At 43.9% G+C, this 17,490-nt stretch carries 13 protein-coding genes; 6 read left to right on the top strand and 7 right to left on the bottom strand.

The features are described from left to right. Nucleotides 1–101: 101 nt before the first annotated feature. Entirely contained in the window at nt 102–2,093 is a 1,992-nt protein-coding gene (gene tkt / locus VJL_RS02355) for a transketolase (RefSeq protein ID WP_038875387.1), read from the bottom strand. A gap of 79 nt (nt 2,094–2,172) precedes the next feature. Then, nucleotides 2,173–3,123 (bottom strand): transaldolase, encoded by a 951-nt coding sequence (tal, locus tag VJL_RS02350; RefSeq protein WP_038873776.1) that lies wholly within the window; start codon nt 3,121–3,123, stop codon nt 2,173–2,175. Nucleotides 3,124–3,588: 465 nt separating this feature from the next. Here tal and VJL_RS02345 point away from each other — a divergent pair, with 465 nt between their 5' ends. Further along, complete coding sequence (locus tag VJL_RS02345; RefSeq protein ID WP_038873779.1) at nt 3,589–4,590, top strand: sugar-binding transcriptional regulator; 1,002 nt, start codon at nt 3,589–3,591, stop codon at nt 4,588–4,590. Nucleotides 4,591–4,716: 126 nt separating this feature from the next. Next, nucleotides 4,717–6,012, top strand: coding sequence for a glycoside hydrolase family 18 protein (locus VJL_RS02340; protein WP_038875383.1), 1,296 nt, complete (start codon nt 4,717–4,719; stop codon nt 6,010–6,012). A gap of 66 nt (nt 6,013–6,078) precedes the next feature. On the opposite strand, the gene VJL_RS02335 is transcribed toward VJL_RS02340, so the two are convergent. From VJL_RS02335 to VJL_RS02315, 5 genes are all read right to left on the bottom strand, one after another. After that, the gene (locus tag VJL_RS02335) at nt 6,079–8,370 is read right to left on the bottom strand and encodes a bifunctional diguanylate cyclase/phosphodiesterase (RefSeq protein ID WP_038875379.1); all 2,292 of its coding nucleotides are present in this window, start codon (nt 8,368–8,370) and stop codon (nt 6,079–6,081) included. 21 nt (nt 8,371–8,391) lie between these two features. After that, nucleotides 8,392–9,222, bottom strand: a complete 831-nt coding sequence (locus VJL_RS02330; protein ID WP_038875377.1) for a sulfurtransferase — start codon at nt 9,220–9,222, stop codon at nt 8,392–8,394. Between the two features lie 55 nt (nt 9,223–9,277). Further along, on the bottom strand, nt 9,278–9,577 hold the full coding sequence (locus VJL_RS02325; protein ID WP_038875508.1) for a hypothetical protein: 300 nt from the start codon (nt 9,575–9,577) through the stop codon (nt 9,278–9,280). A gap of 151 nt (nt 9,578–9,728) precedes the next feature. After that, complete coding sequence (locus tag VJL_RS02320) at nt 9,729–10,202, bottom strand: hypothetical protein (RefSeq protein WP_038875374.1); 474 nt, start codon at nt 10,200–10,202, stop codon at nt 9,729–9,731. A 12-nt stretch (nt 10,203–10,214) separates the two neighbouring features. Further along, on the bottom strand, nt 10,215–12,329 hold the full coding sequence (locus VJL_RS02315; RefSeq protein ID WP_038875371.1) for an LruC domain-containing protein: 2,115 nt from the start codon (nt 12,327–12,329) through the stop codon (nt 10,215–10,217). 653 nt (nt 12,330–12,982) lie between these two features. Here VJL_RS02315 and luxC point away from each other — a divergent pair. From luxC to luxB, 4 genes are read left to right on the top strand one after another with little or no spacing between them, the layout of a single operon-like run. After that, a complete protein-coding gene (gene luxC / locus VJL_RS02310) occupies nt 12,983–14,416 on the top strand; it encodes a long-chain-fatty-acyl-CoA reductase LuxC (RefSeq protein WP_038875368.1) in 1,434 nt (477 codons plus the stop codon). Between the two features lie 15 nt (nt 14,417–14,431). Further along, complete coding sequence (locus VJL_RS02305) at nt 14,432–15,349, top strand: acyl transferase (protein WP_038875365.1); 918 nt, start codon at nt 14,432–14,434, stop codon at nt 15,347–15,349. Nucleotides 15,350–15,384: 35 nt separating this feature from the next. Beyond that, nucleotides 15,385–16,452: a luciferase subunit alpha gene (gene luxA / locus VJL_RS02300; RefSeq protein WP_038873080.1), complete on the top strand. Its 1,068-nt coding sequence runs from the start codon at nt 15,385–15,387 to the stop codon at nt 16,450–16,452. A 26-nt stretch (nt 16,453–16,478) separates the two neighbouring features. Continuing rightward, the gene (gene luxB, locus VJL_RS02295; protein ID WP_038875363.1) at nt 16,479–17,453 is read left to right on the top strand and encodes a luciferase subunit beta; all 975 of its coding nucleotides are present in this window, start codon (nt 16,479–16,481) and stop codon (nt 17,451–17,453) included. The last annotated feature ends 37 nt before the right edge of the window (nt 17,454–17,490 follow it).

Here is a 17,490-nt window from a genome sequence, read left to right as displayed (position 1 = left end):
TTATCGATAGATAATCGATAGATAAAATAAAGCCCCGCTGCAGAGAGCGGGGCTTTTCAGTTTTCACATTCGCAATAGAGAAAACTGATAATACTAAGCGATTAAGCTAGCAGTTCTTTTGCTGTGTTTACTGCGTTTTCTACAGTAAAGCCAAACATTTCGAACAGCTGGTCAGCTGGTGCAGATTCACCGAAGCTTGTCATACCGATGATACGACCATCGAAGCCAACGTACTTGTACCAGAAGTCAGCAATGCCCGCTTCAATAGCGATACGTGCTGTTACGTCTGATGGCAATACTGATTCACGGTAAGCCGCGTCTTGCTTGTCGAAGGTGTCTGTCGCAGGCATTGATACAACACGTACTTTCTTACCTTCAGCCGTTAGTTGCTCAGCTGCTTTCACTGCTAGTTCAACTTCAGAACCTGTCGCAATAAGAATCAGCTCAGGTTTGCCATCGCTGTCTTTCAGGATGTAACCACCTTTCGCGATATCTGCAACTTGCTCAGCTGTACGTTCTTGTTGCGCTAGGTTTTGACGAGAGAAAATAAGAGCCGACGGACCATCTTTACGTTCAATCGCAAGTTTCCAAGCTACCGCAGACTCAACTTGGTCACATGGACGCCATGTGCTCATGTTTGGCGTTAGGCGTAGAGATGCAATTTGTTCAACTGGTTGGTGAGTTGGACCATCTTCGCCAAGACCGATAGAGTCGTGCGTGTAAACTTGGATGTTCTGAATTTTCATCAGAGCAGCCATACGCATTGCGTTACGAGCGTATTCCATAAACATTAGGAACGTTGCGCCGTAAGGAACAAAACCGCCGTGTAGTGCGATACCGTTCATGATCGCTGTCATACCGAATTCACGTACACCGTAGTGAATGTAGTTACCAGAGAAGTCGCTTGCTTCTAGAGATTTAGAACCTGACCACATGGTTAGGTTAGAAGGCGCTAGGTCAGCTGAGCCACCCATGAATTCTGGAAGCATTTGACCAAACGCTTCTAGTGCGTTTTGAGATGCTTTACGTGATGCGATGTTCGCTGGGTTAGCTTGAAGATCAGCAATGATTGCGTTTGCTTTCTCTTCCCATTCCGCTGGTAGGTCGCCGTTTACTCGTCTCTTAAACTCAGCCGCCAACTCGGGGTATGCTGCTTCATAAGCAGAAAGTTTCTCGTTCCACGCTGCTTCCTTAGCTGCGCCTGCTTCTTTCGCATCCCACTCTGCGTAGACTTCCGACGGAATTTCAAAAGGACCGTGCTCCCAACCAAGTTGTTTACGTGTCGCTGCAATTTCTTCAGCGCCTAGTGGTGCACCATGACAGTCGTGCGAACCAGATTTATTTGGTGAACCAAAACCGATGATGGTTTTAGTACAGATCAGCGTAGGGCGTGGGTCCGCTTTAGCAGCTTCAATAGAAGCATTGATTGCTTCAGCATCGTGACCATCTACTGCTGGGATAACGTGCCAGCCGTAAGATTCAAAACGCTTAGGCGTGTCGTCAGAGAACCAACCTTCAACGTGACCGTCGATAGAGATGCCGTTGTCATCCCAGAATGCGATCAGTTTACCTAGGCCTAGCGTACCAGCAAGAGAACATGCCTCATGCGAGATACCTTCCATTAGACAGCCGTCGCCCATGAACACGTAAGTGAAGTGATCAACGATGTCGTGGCCTTCTTTATTAAACTGTGCCGCTAGCGCTTTCTCAGCCATCGCCATACCAACTGCGTTAGTGATGCCTTGACCTAGAGGACCAGTTGTTGTCTCGATACCTGGTGCGTAGCCGTACTCTGGGTGACCAGGAGTTTTAGAGTGAAGCTGACGGAAGTTCTTAAGATCATCGATAGACAACTCGTAGCCTGCGAGGTGCAGTAGAGAGTAGATCAGCATAGAGCCGTGACCGTTAGATAGCACGAAACGGTCACGATCAGCCCACTCTGGGTTCGATGGGTTGTGGTTCAGGTGAGAGCGCCAAAGTACTTCAGCGATGTCAGCCATACCCATAGGTGCGCCTGGGTGGCCAGAGTTTGCTTGTTGTACACCATCCATGCTTAGTGCACGAATAGCATTAGCTAGATTTTTACGGTCCATAATAACTACCAGTCTTTCAATATTGGAATTGGAAATTGAAAGGGGAACGCAAACGTTCCCCTTTTTTAATTCTGTGTGATTACAGCTTAGCTGCGATCATGTCTTCTAGTTTGCCTTGGTCAACGGCGAAGTTGCGGATACCTTCTGCTACTTTCTCAACTGCCATAGCGTCTAGGTTGTGCTCCCATAGGAACTCGGCATGAGTCATTGGCGCTGGGCGCTCTTTCGAGCCCTTAGAGTCAACCAACTTCTCAACTACTTCACCTTCAGCCGCTTCTAGTTCAGCTAGAAGAGCAGGAGCGATAGTTAGACGGTCACAACCAGCAAGTTCTAGGATCTCGCCGATGTTACGGAAACTTGCGCCCATAACAACCGTGTTGTAGCCGTGCTCTTTGTAGTAGTTGTAGATGTCAGTTACTGAAATTACGCCTGGATCTTCAGATGCTTCGAAGTCACGACCTTCTTTCGCTTTGTACCAGTCCATGATACGACCAACGAATGGAGAGATTAGGAATACGCCAGCTTCAGCACATGCGCGAGCTTGTGCGAATGAGAATAGAAGTGTTAGGTTACAGTTGATGCCTTCTTTCTCTAGGATTTCAGCAGCACGGATACCTTCCCAAGTAGAAGCTAGTTTGATTAGGATGCGATCGTTAGTGATGCCAGCATCGTTGTACATTTTCACAAGCTGGCGAGCTTTAGCCACGCTGCCTTCTGTATCGTAAGAAAGACGAGCGTCTACTTCTGTTGAGATTCGACCTGGAATCGTTGTCAGAATTTCTTTACCGATGTTTACAGCAAGCATGTCACAAGTGTCTTGAACTTGTTGTGCTTTATCATTGCTTTGCGCTTTTGCGTACTCGATAGAAGCATCGATCAGAGGCGCGTACTCTTCGATTTGAGCCGCTTTTAGGATAAGAGATGGGTTAGTTGTCGCATCTTCTGGTTGGTACTTTTTGATTGCGTCAATTTCACCAGTGTCCGCTACTACAGTCGTTAGTTTACGAAGTTGCTCTAACTTGTTGCTCATAATCGATCATCCTATATAAATGGGCTTAAGTGTGGTTATCTGAACCACAGCTTGTGCATTTGCAAGCGAGTCGGCCAATCGTCTCATCATAATTAACGAGACATCTGCTCAACCAACTACGGAAAATTTCGGTACCGAACATTTGCCCTGAACATATGATCGGTAGCTGAGTAAATGATGTGTCCATATTTATCCTATCCATGCCGAAAGTCAATTGGGGAAGCTGACTTATAGTGAACTTCATCAACGTTTTTTTCTTGGATGTTTAGTCGTTGAACGAATTAAACGTTTGCCCTTATTGTTCAAGGCTTGAACAGTCATCTAAAAGTGATAAATCGCCACTGAGAAAATGTTATTGCAGTGAGCAAATGTAACGTTAAAATTGCTAGGTAACATATGATAAGTCAATGAGCAGATGCTCACTACCGCATACAATGTCGATCCTCTAAAAGGGCGAGAAAAACCATGAGCAGTTCTAACCAAGATATTTCTATTGAAAGCACAGACTTGTTGACGGAGATCTCCGTTGCTTATTATCAGGATGGTGCGACGCAAGAAGAAATATCAAAAAAATTCGCGATTTCACGTGCCAAAGTTGGCCGAATGCTAAAACAGGCACGTGATGAAGGCATTGTCGAAATTACCGTAAAGTATCACCCAGTATTTAGCGCCAAAATTGAACAACGTCTAATTGAACGATTTGGTGTTAAGCGAGCATTGGTTGCGCTCGACCAGCCGAATGAAGAAGCACAGCGGTTGCAGGTTTCGGGCTTGGTTTCTAACTATTTAACCAGCACGCTCAAAAATGGCATGGTGGTGTCTGTAGGGCAGGGGCGAAACGTATCTTCTGTCGCACATCACGTTGGTGTAATTACCCCGCGAGATTGTAAATTCGTGTGTGGCATCGGTGGTATTCACCCGCGTGGTGGTATGTTTAACGCCGACCATATTTGCCGACAGTTTGCGAAGAAATACGGTGGCACTTCTGAAACCTTGTACGCCCCAGCTTATGCAGAAAACCGAGAGCAAAAAGTTGCATTTATGCAAAACGCGACGGTCAAACAAACGCTAGATCTTGCACGTAAAGCTGATGTCGCTTTGGTAGGCATCGGCGATATGAGTGAAAACAGTTACATGGTTGACCTTGGTTGGTTTACTCCAGATGAAGTCGTGCAATCACGATTGATGCAAGGTGTTGTCGGAGACTTTGCTGGATATGATTTCTTTGATATTCATGGGAACGTAGCAAACACTGTCATGAGCGATCGAGTGATAGGTTTAGGGATTGATGAATTCCGCCCCATTGCTGAAGTCATCGCCATTGCCGCAGAAAACAGTAAACCTCTTGCGCTACTAGGAGCATTGAGAACTGGAGTTATTGATGTTATCGCGACGAGTGTGAGTAACGCACTTACCGTTTTGAACTTAGATGAGCAAATGCACGATAGCGAAGCATCAGAGGTTTAGCACAAATAATATGCAACTTATGTAATCAGGCTGCGAGGATTTATAGATCACTCGCAGCCTGATTTCGTTTGCAAGTTAAAAATATTCCTCAGGAGTAATTTGGAATTGATTACTCTGGAGGAAACCATGAAAAAAACACTTCTCGCAGCTGCACTATTTACGGGGTTAACTGGGGTTGCTCAAGCTGAGCAAAAGGTCGTTGCAGGCTACTTCGCTGATTGGCAATACGCGAATGCTGAAAACCCATACACAGTGAAAGACATCCCAGCGGACAACCTTACCCATATTATTTACGCATTTTTAAGCATGTGTGGTCCTCATACTGGTGCGTCGGAAACGGTTCAAAAGCTCGTTGCCAAACAATGCGAAGGCAAAGAACCTTACACCGCGATTCTTGTTGATACCGAAGCCGCGCTTGAGAAAGATTTTGGCCCAGTTTCTGTCAAAGTGCCTTACAAGGGGCATTTTGCTCAACTCGCCGAGCTTAAGAAGCAATATCCTGATTTAACAATTCTGCCTTCTTTTGGTGGCTGGACCATGTCTGAACCGTTTCACGCAATGGCGAAGAACAAGCAAGCGATGGATCAGTTCTCAAAAACGGCCGTCGAGTTAATTGCTCAATACGATTTCTTCGATGGGATCGATCTTGACTGGGAATACCCAGGTGGCGGCGGTTTAACCACATCGCCTTGGAACCCTGATACCAAACTGACCGATGAGCAGAAAGCGTTAGAACGTGATGCATTCACTTATCTTGTAAAAACCATGCGTGGTGACTTAGATGCATTAGCGAAACAAACAAAACGCGAATATGAGCTTTCTACGGCAGTGGGCGTTGGTTCAAAAGCGGCAGGCATTGATTGGAAAGCGGCACAACCTTACCTAACGAATATGTTCGCAATGACTTACGACTTCCTAGGTGGTTGGGGTCAGCAAACTGGACATACGACTAACTTGCACGCTACCGAACGCAGCTGGTGGGGCATGGGCGCAGATGTTTTCATTAACCAGATGATTGAACTGGGTATCCCTAGTGAGAAGTTGGTGATTGGCGCTGCTTTCTATGGACGCGGCTGGCAAGGGACTAAAGACTTCTCAGGTGATTTGCCGACACAGGATTTGGTTTCAGAACAAGGTGCGCAGTTTGGTACTGGTGAGAATGGCTATTTCATGTTCTGGGATTTGATGAAGAACTACAGTGCTAAGCAAGGTTACGAATACAAATATGACGAGCAATCACAAGCTCCTTATTTGTGGAATCCAGATAAGAAAGTTTTTATTTCGTTTGAAGATCAGCGTTCAATTAAAGCCAAAGCAGATTGGGCTAAACAAGCAAAACTCGGCGGTATTTTTACTTGGGAGCTGTCTGGCGATCCGAAAGGTGAGCTCGTCGAAGTGATGTATAAAGAAATGCAGAAGTAAGCATTCGAAGGCATCTTTTTCGCTGGTTTACGATGACACTAGGGGAATAATGAAAACAAGCCGTTGTTATTCTGCGACGGCTTTTTCATTGCTGCTTTGTTGTGCAAATTCTATCAACGCCTCAAAAAGCAGTGGTTTGGAATAGAAGTAGCCTTGGATTAGGTCGCAACCACAAACAGCAAGCTGATCACGTTGTTGCTTTGTTTCTACACCTTCCGCTAAGACCTTCATACCAAAATTCTTACCAATGGCGATGATGTTTTGCACCATGTTGAGGGCTTTTTCATCCTCTTCGATGTTATCGACAAAGCTTTTATCAATCTTTACCTCATCAATTGGAAGGGCTTTCAGCATACTCAAAGAAGAGTAACCTGTACCGAAGTCATCCAGTGAAATTTTAAAGCCTAATTGGTGTAAGCGTTCGCAAATCGGTGCGAACTTGTCTAAATCCTCAATGAACAAGTTTTCGGTTATCTCCAACGTAATTCGATTTTGGTCAACACCATGTTTTTCAATCGATGCAAGGAGATTGTCGACGAAGTTCACCTGAATAAATTGCTTGACCGATATGTTGATCGACATTTGAATCGGTTGGTGTGAAGTTGCCATCAACCTTGCCATATCAATAAGGCTTTTTTCTATTATCAACTCTCCCAGACGAACCATTAAACCAGAGCTTTCGGCCAAAGGAATAAATTCATTGGGTGGTACAAAACCAAGCTCTTCGTCTTGCCAGCGAATCAACGCTTCCACGCCATAAACCTGTCCATTTACGTTCAGTTGAGGCTGATAAACCATAAACAGGCTTTGTCTCTCGATGGCTAGCCTTAAACGCTGTTCGATGCGCATTTTGTGCAAGTGCTTTACATGCATCTGTTGGTCAAACAAGCTGTAGGTGTTTCGCTCTTTTTTCGCTTGGTACATCGCAATATCGGCTGAGCGAAGCAGTGCATCTAGGTTGTTGCCATGGGATGGGTAAAGTGCAATACCAATGCTGCAACTGAGTAAGAATTGGTTGTCTTTAACAATGTAAGGTTCGGATAAATAAGCGATGAGATCGCTAGCAAGCGTATTGATGCTGGCTTTATCTACGAGATTGACAAGAAGGATGAACTCATCACTGGCTTCTCGGATAATCAATCGTCCTTCCGCTTCAAACGTTTTTAGGCGCTGAGCGATTTGTTTTAACACTTCGTCGCCAAATTCATGGCCGTGTGTGTCGTTGACCGATTTAAAGTTATCGACATCAATAAACATCAGAGTAAAAGGGTTGGAAGCCCCTCCTAGCCAGCGACCGATGTGGGTTCGCAAATATTCACGATTGGGCAGGAGAGTGAGGTGGTCATGGTGCGCTTGATATAAGAGTTTCTCTCGCGTCGCCAATTCGTTGTTCGCAATGGAGCGGACGAGCGCATAAAAACCAGCTTGAATGAAAATGAATACGATGGAATAAAGAGCGAATTGCTCAAAGAATCCACTTTGGATATATCTGAGATCAGTAGATGAAGAAGCCCAAAGTTTATAGTCAGGCAAATACTTTAACGTCACGAGTTGATTGATTCTAGGGTCATCTGCAACAATATTTACCGCGCTCGCTAGTGACTTGACAGTATCTCGGCTCCAGCCATATTTTTTGTCTACTTGCTCAAAAACGATTGATTTTTTATGGCCATCAGCAGGATGGTTATAACTGTAAACCGTCGCCTGCTCTGCGGATGTAAACGTTAAGTAGCCATCTTCACGTACTAGGGAAACGCGATTGTGCTCGTTGGCATGAATATCATTTCTAAAGACCAAGGAAGAATTCATTTTGAAGCCTGCCGTCATTACAGCAGTGACTCGTCCCTGTTTATCACGAATTGCTTTTCTAATTGGGATCACCAATGAATCGAGAGCAGGCATAAAATACGTGCGTCCAACGACCATATGATTAGATTCAAGTGCGGCAATGAATGTGTCTTTGGTTTGCGGATTTTGATTGAGGTTCTTTAGTTTTTGCAAATCTAAGTTGGAGCTTATTGCAAGATAATCTCCTTGAGGGTTTGTTAAACCAAATGCAGCGATTGCTGGGTGGATACTCATAAGATTGTCTAGCAGCGGACGCATCTGAAGAGAGGCGGTGCGCGTGAAGTCATTTTGCTCAATAAGCTGATGACCGACAACTTCAAGAAGGGTTTCTTGTGCTTTAAAGAGTGAATCGACCGATGAAGCAAACAGCTCCAATTGTAAGAGCTGCTTGTCTTTGTATTTATCGAGGGTGGATTCGTAGTGATAATGACCAAATAAAGAAAACAAACCGACGCTAATTGCGAAAAGCGTTATGTACAGCGTCCAAATGTTCTTCTTTAATCCGATCATATTATTTTGATAGCTCCTAAATTAGCACTCGATAGGTAGGGATTGGTCTGCGCCCCATTCTGTCCATGACCCGTCATAAACCGATAGTTTTTGCATGCCTAGTTGATACGCTGCTAGTAACAAAATGCACGCAGTGACACCAGAACCACAACTGAAAATGATTGATTTATCATTATTTATTGTTAGTTCGCTAAATATCTGTTGCAACTCTGAATTTGGCTTAATGTGACCGTCCGTTAATAGTTCTTGAAACGGCAAGCAAACCGCATGCGGAATGTGCCCACTGCGTAGACCTTCTCGAGGTTCTGGCACTTCACCTAAAAAACGAGCCTTGGAACGAGCATCAATAATATTTGCACTTTGGTGATTTGAGTGGCCAAGAACCGCTTGGGCATCCAAAAATGCCTTTTCATCCAATTTGCCAGAAAAATCACCTAGCTCTTTGGGTTGTACAAGTGTGTCTACGACGGGGAAACCCGCGTCAATCCAAGCGGGTAAACCGCCATTCAAAACACGAACATTGTTATGCCCCATTGCTTTTAACATCCACCATGCTCTTGGTGCTGCTAGCGTACCTGAGTTGTCATAGATCACGATGAGATCATCGTTATTCAGCCCCAACTGTTGTGCGCGGTTATTGAAGTCAGCTTCCGTTGGCATCATGTGGGGAAGGGGGGAATTCGGTAAACAAAAGTTATTGTCATAATCAAAACGCTGCGTACCAGAAATCCATTGGTTCTGAATTTTCTTTGTTTCGGATGGAATTTGAAAAGCAATGCTCGCATCTAAGAGCTTAAGGTTTGGTTTACCTAAGAGTGGTTGTAATTCATTGACAGTAATCAGTGCTTGCATGTTTTGTGCTTCCTTACCATGGCATGAAGCCGTTGTATAAATGAGCAGAATAGGCTTATTCGCATTTCAAAAATGTGAGCGGCTGCTCGAAGAGAGAACCTGTGGTTTGGTTGAATGTCACCGTTGAACCTACTGGGCAATTTACCGTTACAGGGACCGAGATAGGTGCTTGACCTTGTTCAGGTAAATCGATGGTTAAGTATCGGCGTTGTCCGTCAAGCGATTGAGTTAATGTATTACTTATCACCGTTGTAGTGACGGTTTGGTTTTTCTCTGATGATGTTAACCAAAGCGCAAAAACTAACAGCAGTATGGTACCTGAAAAGACAAAAATGTAGGTTTTGGGGTTGTCCAACGTGTTTTCCCGCATCTTCAGTAATCCTTCTGTTTTACAATAAAAAAATCGCATGTTCAAAAGAACGATGCGATTTTTAAGTTAAAGTATGGACAATTTTGCGGTAAAGCTTGTTGTTCGTACCGTTATTACCTTTCGGTTTGGTCAGAGACTACAACGTTAAGCTCGTATCACTGGTGGAAATAACTCGTCGAATTGGGTCAGTGCCATCGTAAAACCAAATCTCGACCAGTAAATCACCTTGGCTGTCAGAGATATTGAAATCAAAATCTGCTTGGCCATTGCTCAAGGGTATAGAAGCCACTTTGCTGGGGTAATTGGCTTTGTAGTTACCTGCGCCGTCTTCTTGGAAGTCCTTATACAAGCTTAAATGCGCACGTTGAGAAGAGAAACCACTGATATCGACACTAAGTGTGCCTTCTTTCACTGGGTTGTAGTTGAAGCCTTCTGGTACCACTAAATCCTGCATGGTGGTCTCTTCTTCCGGAACCGTCACTGTTGTTGGAGGTGGTGCTGGTGGTGGTGTTGAACTATCATCGTCGCTGCTACTGCCGCCTCCACCACCGCCGCCACCGCCACATGCCGTTAGTGCTAATCCCATAATGATTGTGGTTAAGTATTTCATAATATTATCTCCCTATGGACGGTTGTAGCACTTGTCGGCTGTTGGTGATTGGTGCCAGGTTTCGCTCTCTGTACCTCCAGACTCAGCCCAAGTTTGGAATGCAGGGTAGGCTTCAACCATGTCAATTCGTTCTAAAGGCCACTCCCAGTCTTCTACAATAAGTAGAGCCCAAGGAAGGTAAGTGGCTGTTTTGAAGTAGTTGTTTGAGCCATTCAAACTTGCATCGACACCTCGGCCATATAAGGATGTATCGAATTGCTCAGTTGGTGCTTGTCCGGGTAAGTGCACTTCCCATTTACGACCTGGTTGGAAAGTGATGCCGTCGCCATGGTAAGTATTTGGTGTTGCAAAGATGAACGGGTCGTATGGCATATCGGTTATCGCAGAGCGATCAGAACCTTCTGTAAAGTAGATGTTGAGGGTAAAATCCAACAGTGCAGTATTGGTATCACAGTCAGATTCGGTTCTAAAGAAAGTACATCCACCGCTGCTGGCGGCGTGAACACTCATGTCTTCACCAATGATAAATATTGCTTCATCAGAGATGCTTTCCAGTCCGTTTGACGCTTGCTCAACACCATCAAATGTCAGTGTTGTCAATGAGGTTTCGATACTGCTTCGTGATACACCAGGTAATCGAATAGCAAAGCCATTTTTATAGGTGGCACCGTAAGCGACCAATTTGCCCGAGATTTTGATGTTTTCGACATGACCAGCCAACGTGGTTTCTGTGATTTGTAGGTCAACAACGACATCATTCATGTCATAGTCCGCTGTATATGGCCAGTTGTCTTCATAAGCAACGGATGCGTAATCGTCTACTGCTGGGAAGTGCTCCACAGCGTAACCATTAGCCGTTATTGTGATTGGGTGATCTTCCACCTCGCCTGATGTTGAACCACCATCATAGTTAAGGTCAGTTTGTTGACTAAAACGGAAACGACTCCAGCTTGAACCGGCGGTCGCAGCGGTAGAAACAACAAATGGAAGGGAGTTGCTACCCGCAGCGAGAAGCTCATTGGTGAAGACTTGCTCGCCATCATCATCAAAGTCACCATCGCGGTTCCAGTCAAACCAAGCGGATAGATAGCCTGTTGTTGATGCAGTTACTTCGACAACGGAGCTCAAACCAGGATCGAGTGCAGCAACAAAACCAACGCCATCTTCATCGGCAGCACCAACTGCGTTGTCGTCTGCTTGCCCATCAGAATCACCGTCTGGACCAACAGACCCCAGCCAAGTAACGTCATCGACTTCGTGACGCGGACCATTTGAAGCAAGCGTTGTGCTGTAAGTGTCCGGTGCGTCACCAAAATCGATCGGATCGTCTTCGTCAATCACAGGCGCATTGGCACATCGAGCACCGTCATTTTGGCTTGAACTTGGGCCGTTAGAAACAAACTCGACCGCAGGAACAATGCCCGCTGCGATATTGGCTGCGTTGCCTTCCGAAAGGTCAACACGATAGATTTTGCCATCTTGGTTACGTGACACGTAGTAGTTGCCGTTTACATCAAAGTAGCCAGCACCAAATGTGCCTAACTCGCCTGTATCACCTATCGCAGTCGTATTACCATTCGATGGGTTGAACTGGTACAGCACTCCAGAATTATTGTCGATGCCGTAAAGGGAACCGTCGCTTGGATGGAATGCAAAGTCGGTTAGGTTCACCGTCGCTGTTGAACTAATTTTCACGATGCTCAATGTCGCATTTGGATCAGAATCGAGTGGAGAAAGGTCAATGGAGAAAAGTCCTTTGCCTTTGCGGTACAAGTAGTAGACGTGGTTGTAAACGTCACCTACGTAAAACGTGTGGTCGGCAGGAAGACCAGAAACATCAAGCGTCTCTGCTTGGAAGTCTTGACCAAGACGAACAATCTCTTTATTTGTGGTGTCGTAGCCGTAGATATAACGGTCAGTGAAGTTAAAGCCTACGCCGTTAATGCCCGAAGCCAAACCTGTGTCGTCCTCTAAAAGAGTCGTAGAACCTGTAACCAAATTGACGCCATAGATTTGAACCGGGGTTGATTGGAATAGGTACGCTTTGCTTGGGCATGTGTCAAATGGCGCCGCTTGTGCATAAGCGCTCGCTATTAGAGACCCAAGTAGTAGTGATGTCCTTTTCATAATTCGCCCTCTCATTGGTTCGTGATATATGCAATGAAAGGAATGTGCCAACTTTTAAGTTGTTGATACATAAGAATTAAGTTTTCCTCTTTCTGCAATTTCTAATCTGAAAGTCAAAATGAAAATTTAATTGATGTCGATTTCTGAAAATTTAAAACCACTCTAGGGCAATCGTTAAATGTAGCGATGCTTAAGTTTAGGTTTTAATGCGGGGCGGGGTAATTTTGAACAAACTTACCACCTAAACCCCTTTTTAATACATGGTCTTTGTGGTGTATATGGTGTGACTAATTTTATAGATTATGCATTGTTTTGCATATTTTCCATATGTGCTTTTGTTTAAGCGCCTGAGCTAACTTGGCTTAGATTGCCTTACAAGAAAAGGTTCTAATTAAAGTATGTTGTATTTATGCATAAGTTAATGGTTATCACTATCAAACATTTGATGAGTCTAACAATAGAAATAACTGAAATTTATAACCTATTTAAATGTTATGAATAACTATAATCAATATAAACTATAATGCCATCAGTTTATATAAAACCTAATTAGTTTGATTGATGTAATATTATTTGTATTTTGACATGAAATTTCTTTCAATCTCAAATTCTAAGAACTAATGTTTTTCCAAATTAGAAGGAGAGCTTTTGATATGGAAAAACACTTGCCATTGATTATAAATGGTCAAATAGTTTCTACTGAAGGAAAAGGTTATGAGATCACTTTTGAAGAAAAAAAAGTAAAGATAGATTCTCTGAACCATGAAATTTTGTCACAAATACTTCATTATGACTTTTTGAGTGATCTAAATGTAAATAATATTATCAATTTTCTTTATACAGTAGGTCAACGTTGGAAGAATGAAGAATATTCAAGAAGAAGGGCATATATTAGGACTCTAATTACTTATTTAGGTTACTCACCACAAATGGCGAAGTTAGAGGCAAATTGGATCGCGATGATTCTCTGCTCTAAAAGTGCCTTGTACGACATTATTAATACAGAACTTGGGTCTGCTCATATTCAGGATGAATGGTTGCCTCAAGGAGAGTGCTATGTAAAAGCCTTTCCGAAAGGACGAGTCATGCATTTGCTTGCGGGTAATGTCCCTCTCTCTGGTGTGACATCGATATTGCGCGGCATCTTGACCAAGAATCAATGTATCGTTCGAATGTCGGCTTCTGATCCGTTTACTGCCCATGCGCTAGCAATGAGCTTCATTGATGTGAACCCAGAACACCCGATTTCCAAGTCACTCTCCGTCGTCTATTGGCCCCATAAGGCAGATACGACAATTGCGGAAGAGCTAATTAGTCATATGGATGCAGTTGTTGCTTGGGGCGGGCAGGATGCAATTGATTGGGCCGTTAAGCATTCGCCTTCACACATTGATGTTTTGAAGTTTGGTCCTAAAAAAAGTTTTACCATTTTAGATGAGCCGACCAACTTAGATGAGGCCGCTTCCGGCGTCGCTCATGATATTTGCTTTTATGACCAAAATGCTTGCTTCTCTACTCAAAATATATATTTTTGTGGGAATAACTACGAAGCTTTTAAAGATAAGTTAGTAGAAAAACTATGTCTTTATGAAAATATACTCCCTAAGTCCAAGCAAAGCTTTGATGAAGAGGCTTTATTTTCCTTTACTCGGCTAGAGTGTCAATTCTCAGGTCTCAATGTTATATCAGAACCAGATAATAAGTGGATGATTATAGAATCAGAAGCTGGTGTTGAATATAACCATCCTTTAAGTCGTTGTGTTTATATTCACAAAATAAACAAGGTTGAAGATGTTGTTGATTATATCGCTAAGCATAAAACTCAAACAATTTCTTTTTACCCTTGGGATGCATCAATTAAATACCGAGATATATTTGCTCAAAAAGGTGTTGAGCGAATAGTTGAATCCGGAATGAACAATATATTTAGAGCAGGCGGCGCACATGATGCGATGCGACCACTACAACGTTTAGTTCGATTTGTGTCTCATGAAAGGCCATATAGTTTCACCACCAAGGATGTATCTGTAGAAATAGAGCAAACCCGATTTCTTGAAGAAGATAAGTTCTTGGTTTTCGTCCCTTAAATAAGGAAATTTATAATGAAAAACCAATGCAAGACTATTTCTCACGTGCTGAGCGTGAATTGTGGTCAGGAAATTCATGTCTGGGAAACACTACCGAATGAAAGTGTGCCCCAAAAAAATAATACCATTCTTATTGCTTCTGGGTTTGCCAGAAGAATGGATCATTTCGCAGGTCTCGCTGAATACTTGTCTGAAAATGGGTTCCATGTTTTCCGTTATGACTCACTTCACCATGTCGGTTTGAGTTCAGGTACCATCGATGAGTTTACGATGACCACCGGAAAAAACAGTTTATGCACGGTCTATCACTGGCTGCAACAAAAGGGCATGTCGAACATCGGCCTCATTGCGGCAAGTTTGTCAGCTCGTGTGGCGTATGAGGTCATTGCTGATCTTGAACTGTCTTTCCTCATTACTGCTGTTGGTGTCGTTAATCTGCGTGACACGCTGGAAAAAGCACTTGGGTTTGATTATCTCAGCTTACCTATCGATGAGCTGCCAAACGATCTTGATTTCGAAGGGCACAAACTTGGCTCTGAAGTGTTTGTTCGAGATTGTTTTGAACATCACTGGGATACATTGGAATCTACGCTTGCCAAGGTGGCCAATACGTCCGTTCCGTTAATTGCTTTTACTGCCAACAACGATGATTGGGTAGAGCAAGAGGAAGTGTACGGTATGCTCGGAAAGATCAGTAGTGGCAATTGCAAACTGTACTCCCTGCTTGGGAGCTCCCACGACTTAGGTGAGAACTTAGTCGTCCTCCGCAACTTTTATCAATCCGTGACGAAAGCCGCGATCGCGATGGATGGCGGTCGTTTAGAAATCGATGTTGATTTTGTCGAGCCTGACTTCGAGCAGCTCACCATCGCGACGGTCAATGAGCGCCGTCTAAAAGCAGAAATCGAAAGTCGCTCGCCAGAAATGGCTTAACGCTTACCCGTAACACCAATAAATAAGGAAACGTTATGAAATTTGGAAATTTCCTTCTCACTTACCAACCACCTGAGTTAGATCAGACAGAAGTGATGAAGCGATTGGTTAATCTTGGCAAAGCCTCTGAAGGTTGTGGTTTCGATACCGTTTGGCTACTAGAGCATCATTTTACCGAGTTCGGGTTATTAGGTAACCCATATGTGGCTGCCGCGCACTTACTTGGTGCGACTCAAAACCTTAATGTTGGTACCGCTGCGATTGTATTACCAACGGCACATCCTGTTCGACAAGCTGAAGACGTGAACTTGCTTGATCAAATGTCGAAAGGGCGATTCCGCTTTGGTATTTGTCGCGGGTTGTACGATAAAGACTTTCGTGTATTTGGTACTGACATGGATAACAGCCGTGCGTTGATGGATTGTTGGTATGACTTGATGAAGGAAGGTTTTAACGAAGGCTACATGGCGGCAGACAACGAGCATATCAAGTTTCCCAGAGTCCAACTGAATCCAGCAGCACATACTAAAGGCGGAGCTCCAGTTTATGTGGTAGCAGAGTCAGCATCGACAACGGAATGGGCAGCACAACGCGGTCTACCGATGATTTTAAGTTGGATCATCAACACGCATGAAAAGAAAGCCCAGCTCGATCTTTACAATGAAATCGCGGCGGAGCATGGCTACGATGTTACCCAAATTGACCACTGCCTGTCTTACATTACTTCGGTTGATCATGACTCAGAGAAAGCCAAAGACATTTGCCGAAACTTCCTTGGCCATTGGTATGACTCTTATGTGAATGCCACCACCATTTTTGACGACTCCAATCAGACCAAAGGGTACGACTTTAACAAAGGCCAATGGCGCGATTTTGTTTTGAAAGGTCATAAAGACACGAATCGTCGTATTGATTACAGCTACGAAATCAATCCAGTAGGCACACCTGAAGAATGCATCGCAATTATCCAGCAGGATATTGATGCTACGGGCATCAACAACATTTGCTGCGGCTTTGAAGCTAACGGTTCAGAAGAAGAAATCATCGCATCTATGAAGCTCTTTCAATCTGATGTGATGCCATACCTCAAAGAGAAACAGTAATAATTATTTTCGATAAGGAAAGGGACATGAAATTTGGATTATTCTTCCTCAATTTTTTGAACTCAAAACGCTCTTCAGACCAAGTCATTGAAGAGATGTTAGATACCGCTCATTACGCCGACCAACTTAGCTTTGATACTGTTGCTGTGTATGAAAATCATTTTTCGAACTATGGAGCCGTTGGGGCACCGTTGACGGTTGCGGGTTTTTTACTTGGTATGACTCAACATCTCAAAGTCGCTTCTTTGAATCATGTCATCACCACTCATCATCCTGTTCGCGTTGCCGAAGAGGCTTGCTTGCTTGATCAAATGAGTGAAGGGCGCTTTGTTTTTGGATTTAGTGATTGCGAAAAAAGTACTGATATGCGTTTCTTCAATCGTCCGACCGATGCGCAATTTAAGGTGTTTGAAGCATGTTATGAAATCATCAATGATGCTTTTTCAACGGGTTATTGCCACCCAGACAACGATTTTTTCAGTTTTCCAAAAATTTCTGTAAATCCGCATGCTTATACCGAAGGCGGTCCCGCTCAGTTTGTGAATGCCACAAGTAAAGAAGTGGTTGAATGGGCAGCGAAGCGAGGTCTCGCCCTTGTGTTTAAGTGGGATGACTCCAATGCACTACGCCAAGAATACGCGATGCTTTACAACGATATTGCAAACGAACACGGTGTAGATATTGCGAGCGTACGTCATAAGCTGACTCTTTTAGTCAACCAGAATCCTGATGGTGACAAAGCAAGAGCAGAAACGCATGAGTACTTAGCAGAGTATGTTCGCGAATCTTACCCAAATAGTGACTTCTCCACAAAAATGTCCGAATTGTTGTCTGAAAATGCAATTGGTACTTATGAAGAAAGTACACAAGCAGCACGTATCGCAATCGAATGCTGTGGTGCTTCTGATGTATTGATGTCATTTGAGTCAATCGCAGATAAGACGCAGCAAAGAGCGGTCATCGATGTTGTGAATGCCAATATAGTGAAATACCACGCTTAAGATCATACCAACGCATAAAGGGGCTACATTGACGCCC

Source organism: Vibrio jasicida CAIM 1864 = LMG 25398 (assembly GCF_000400365.1).
Lineage (GTDB): Bacteria > Pseudomonadota > Gammaproteobacteria > Enterobacterales > Vibrionaceae > Vibrio > Vibrio jasicida.
This window is presented reverse-complemented; position numbering and strand designations above follow the sequence as displayed.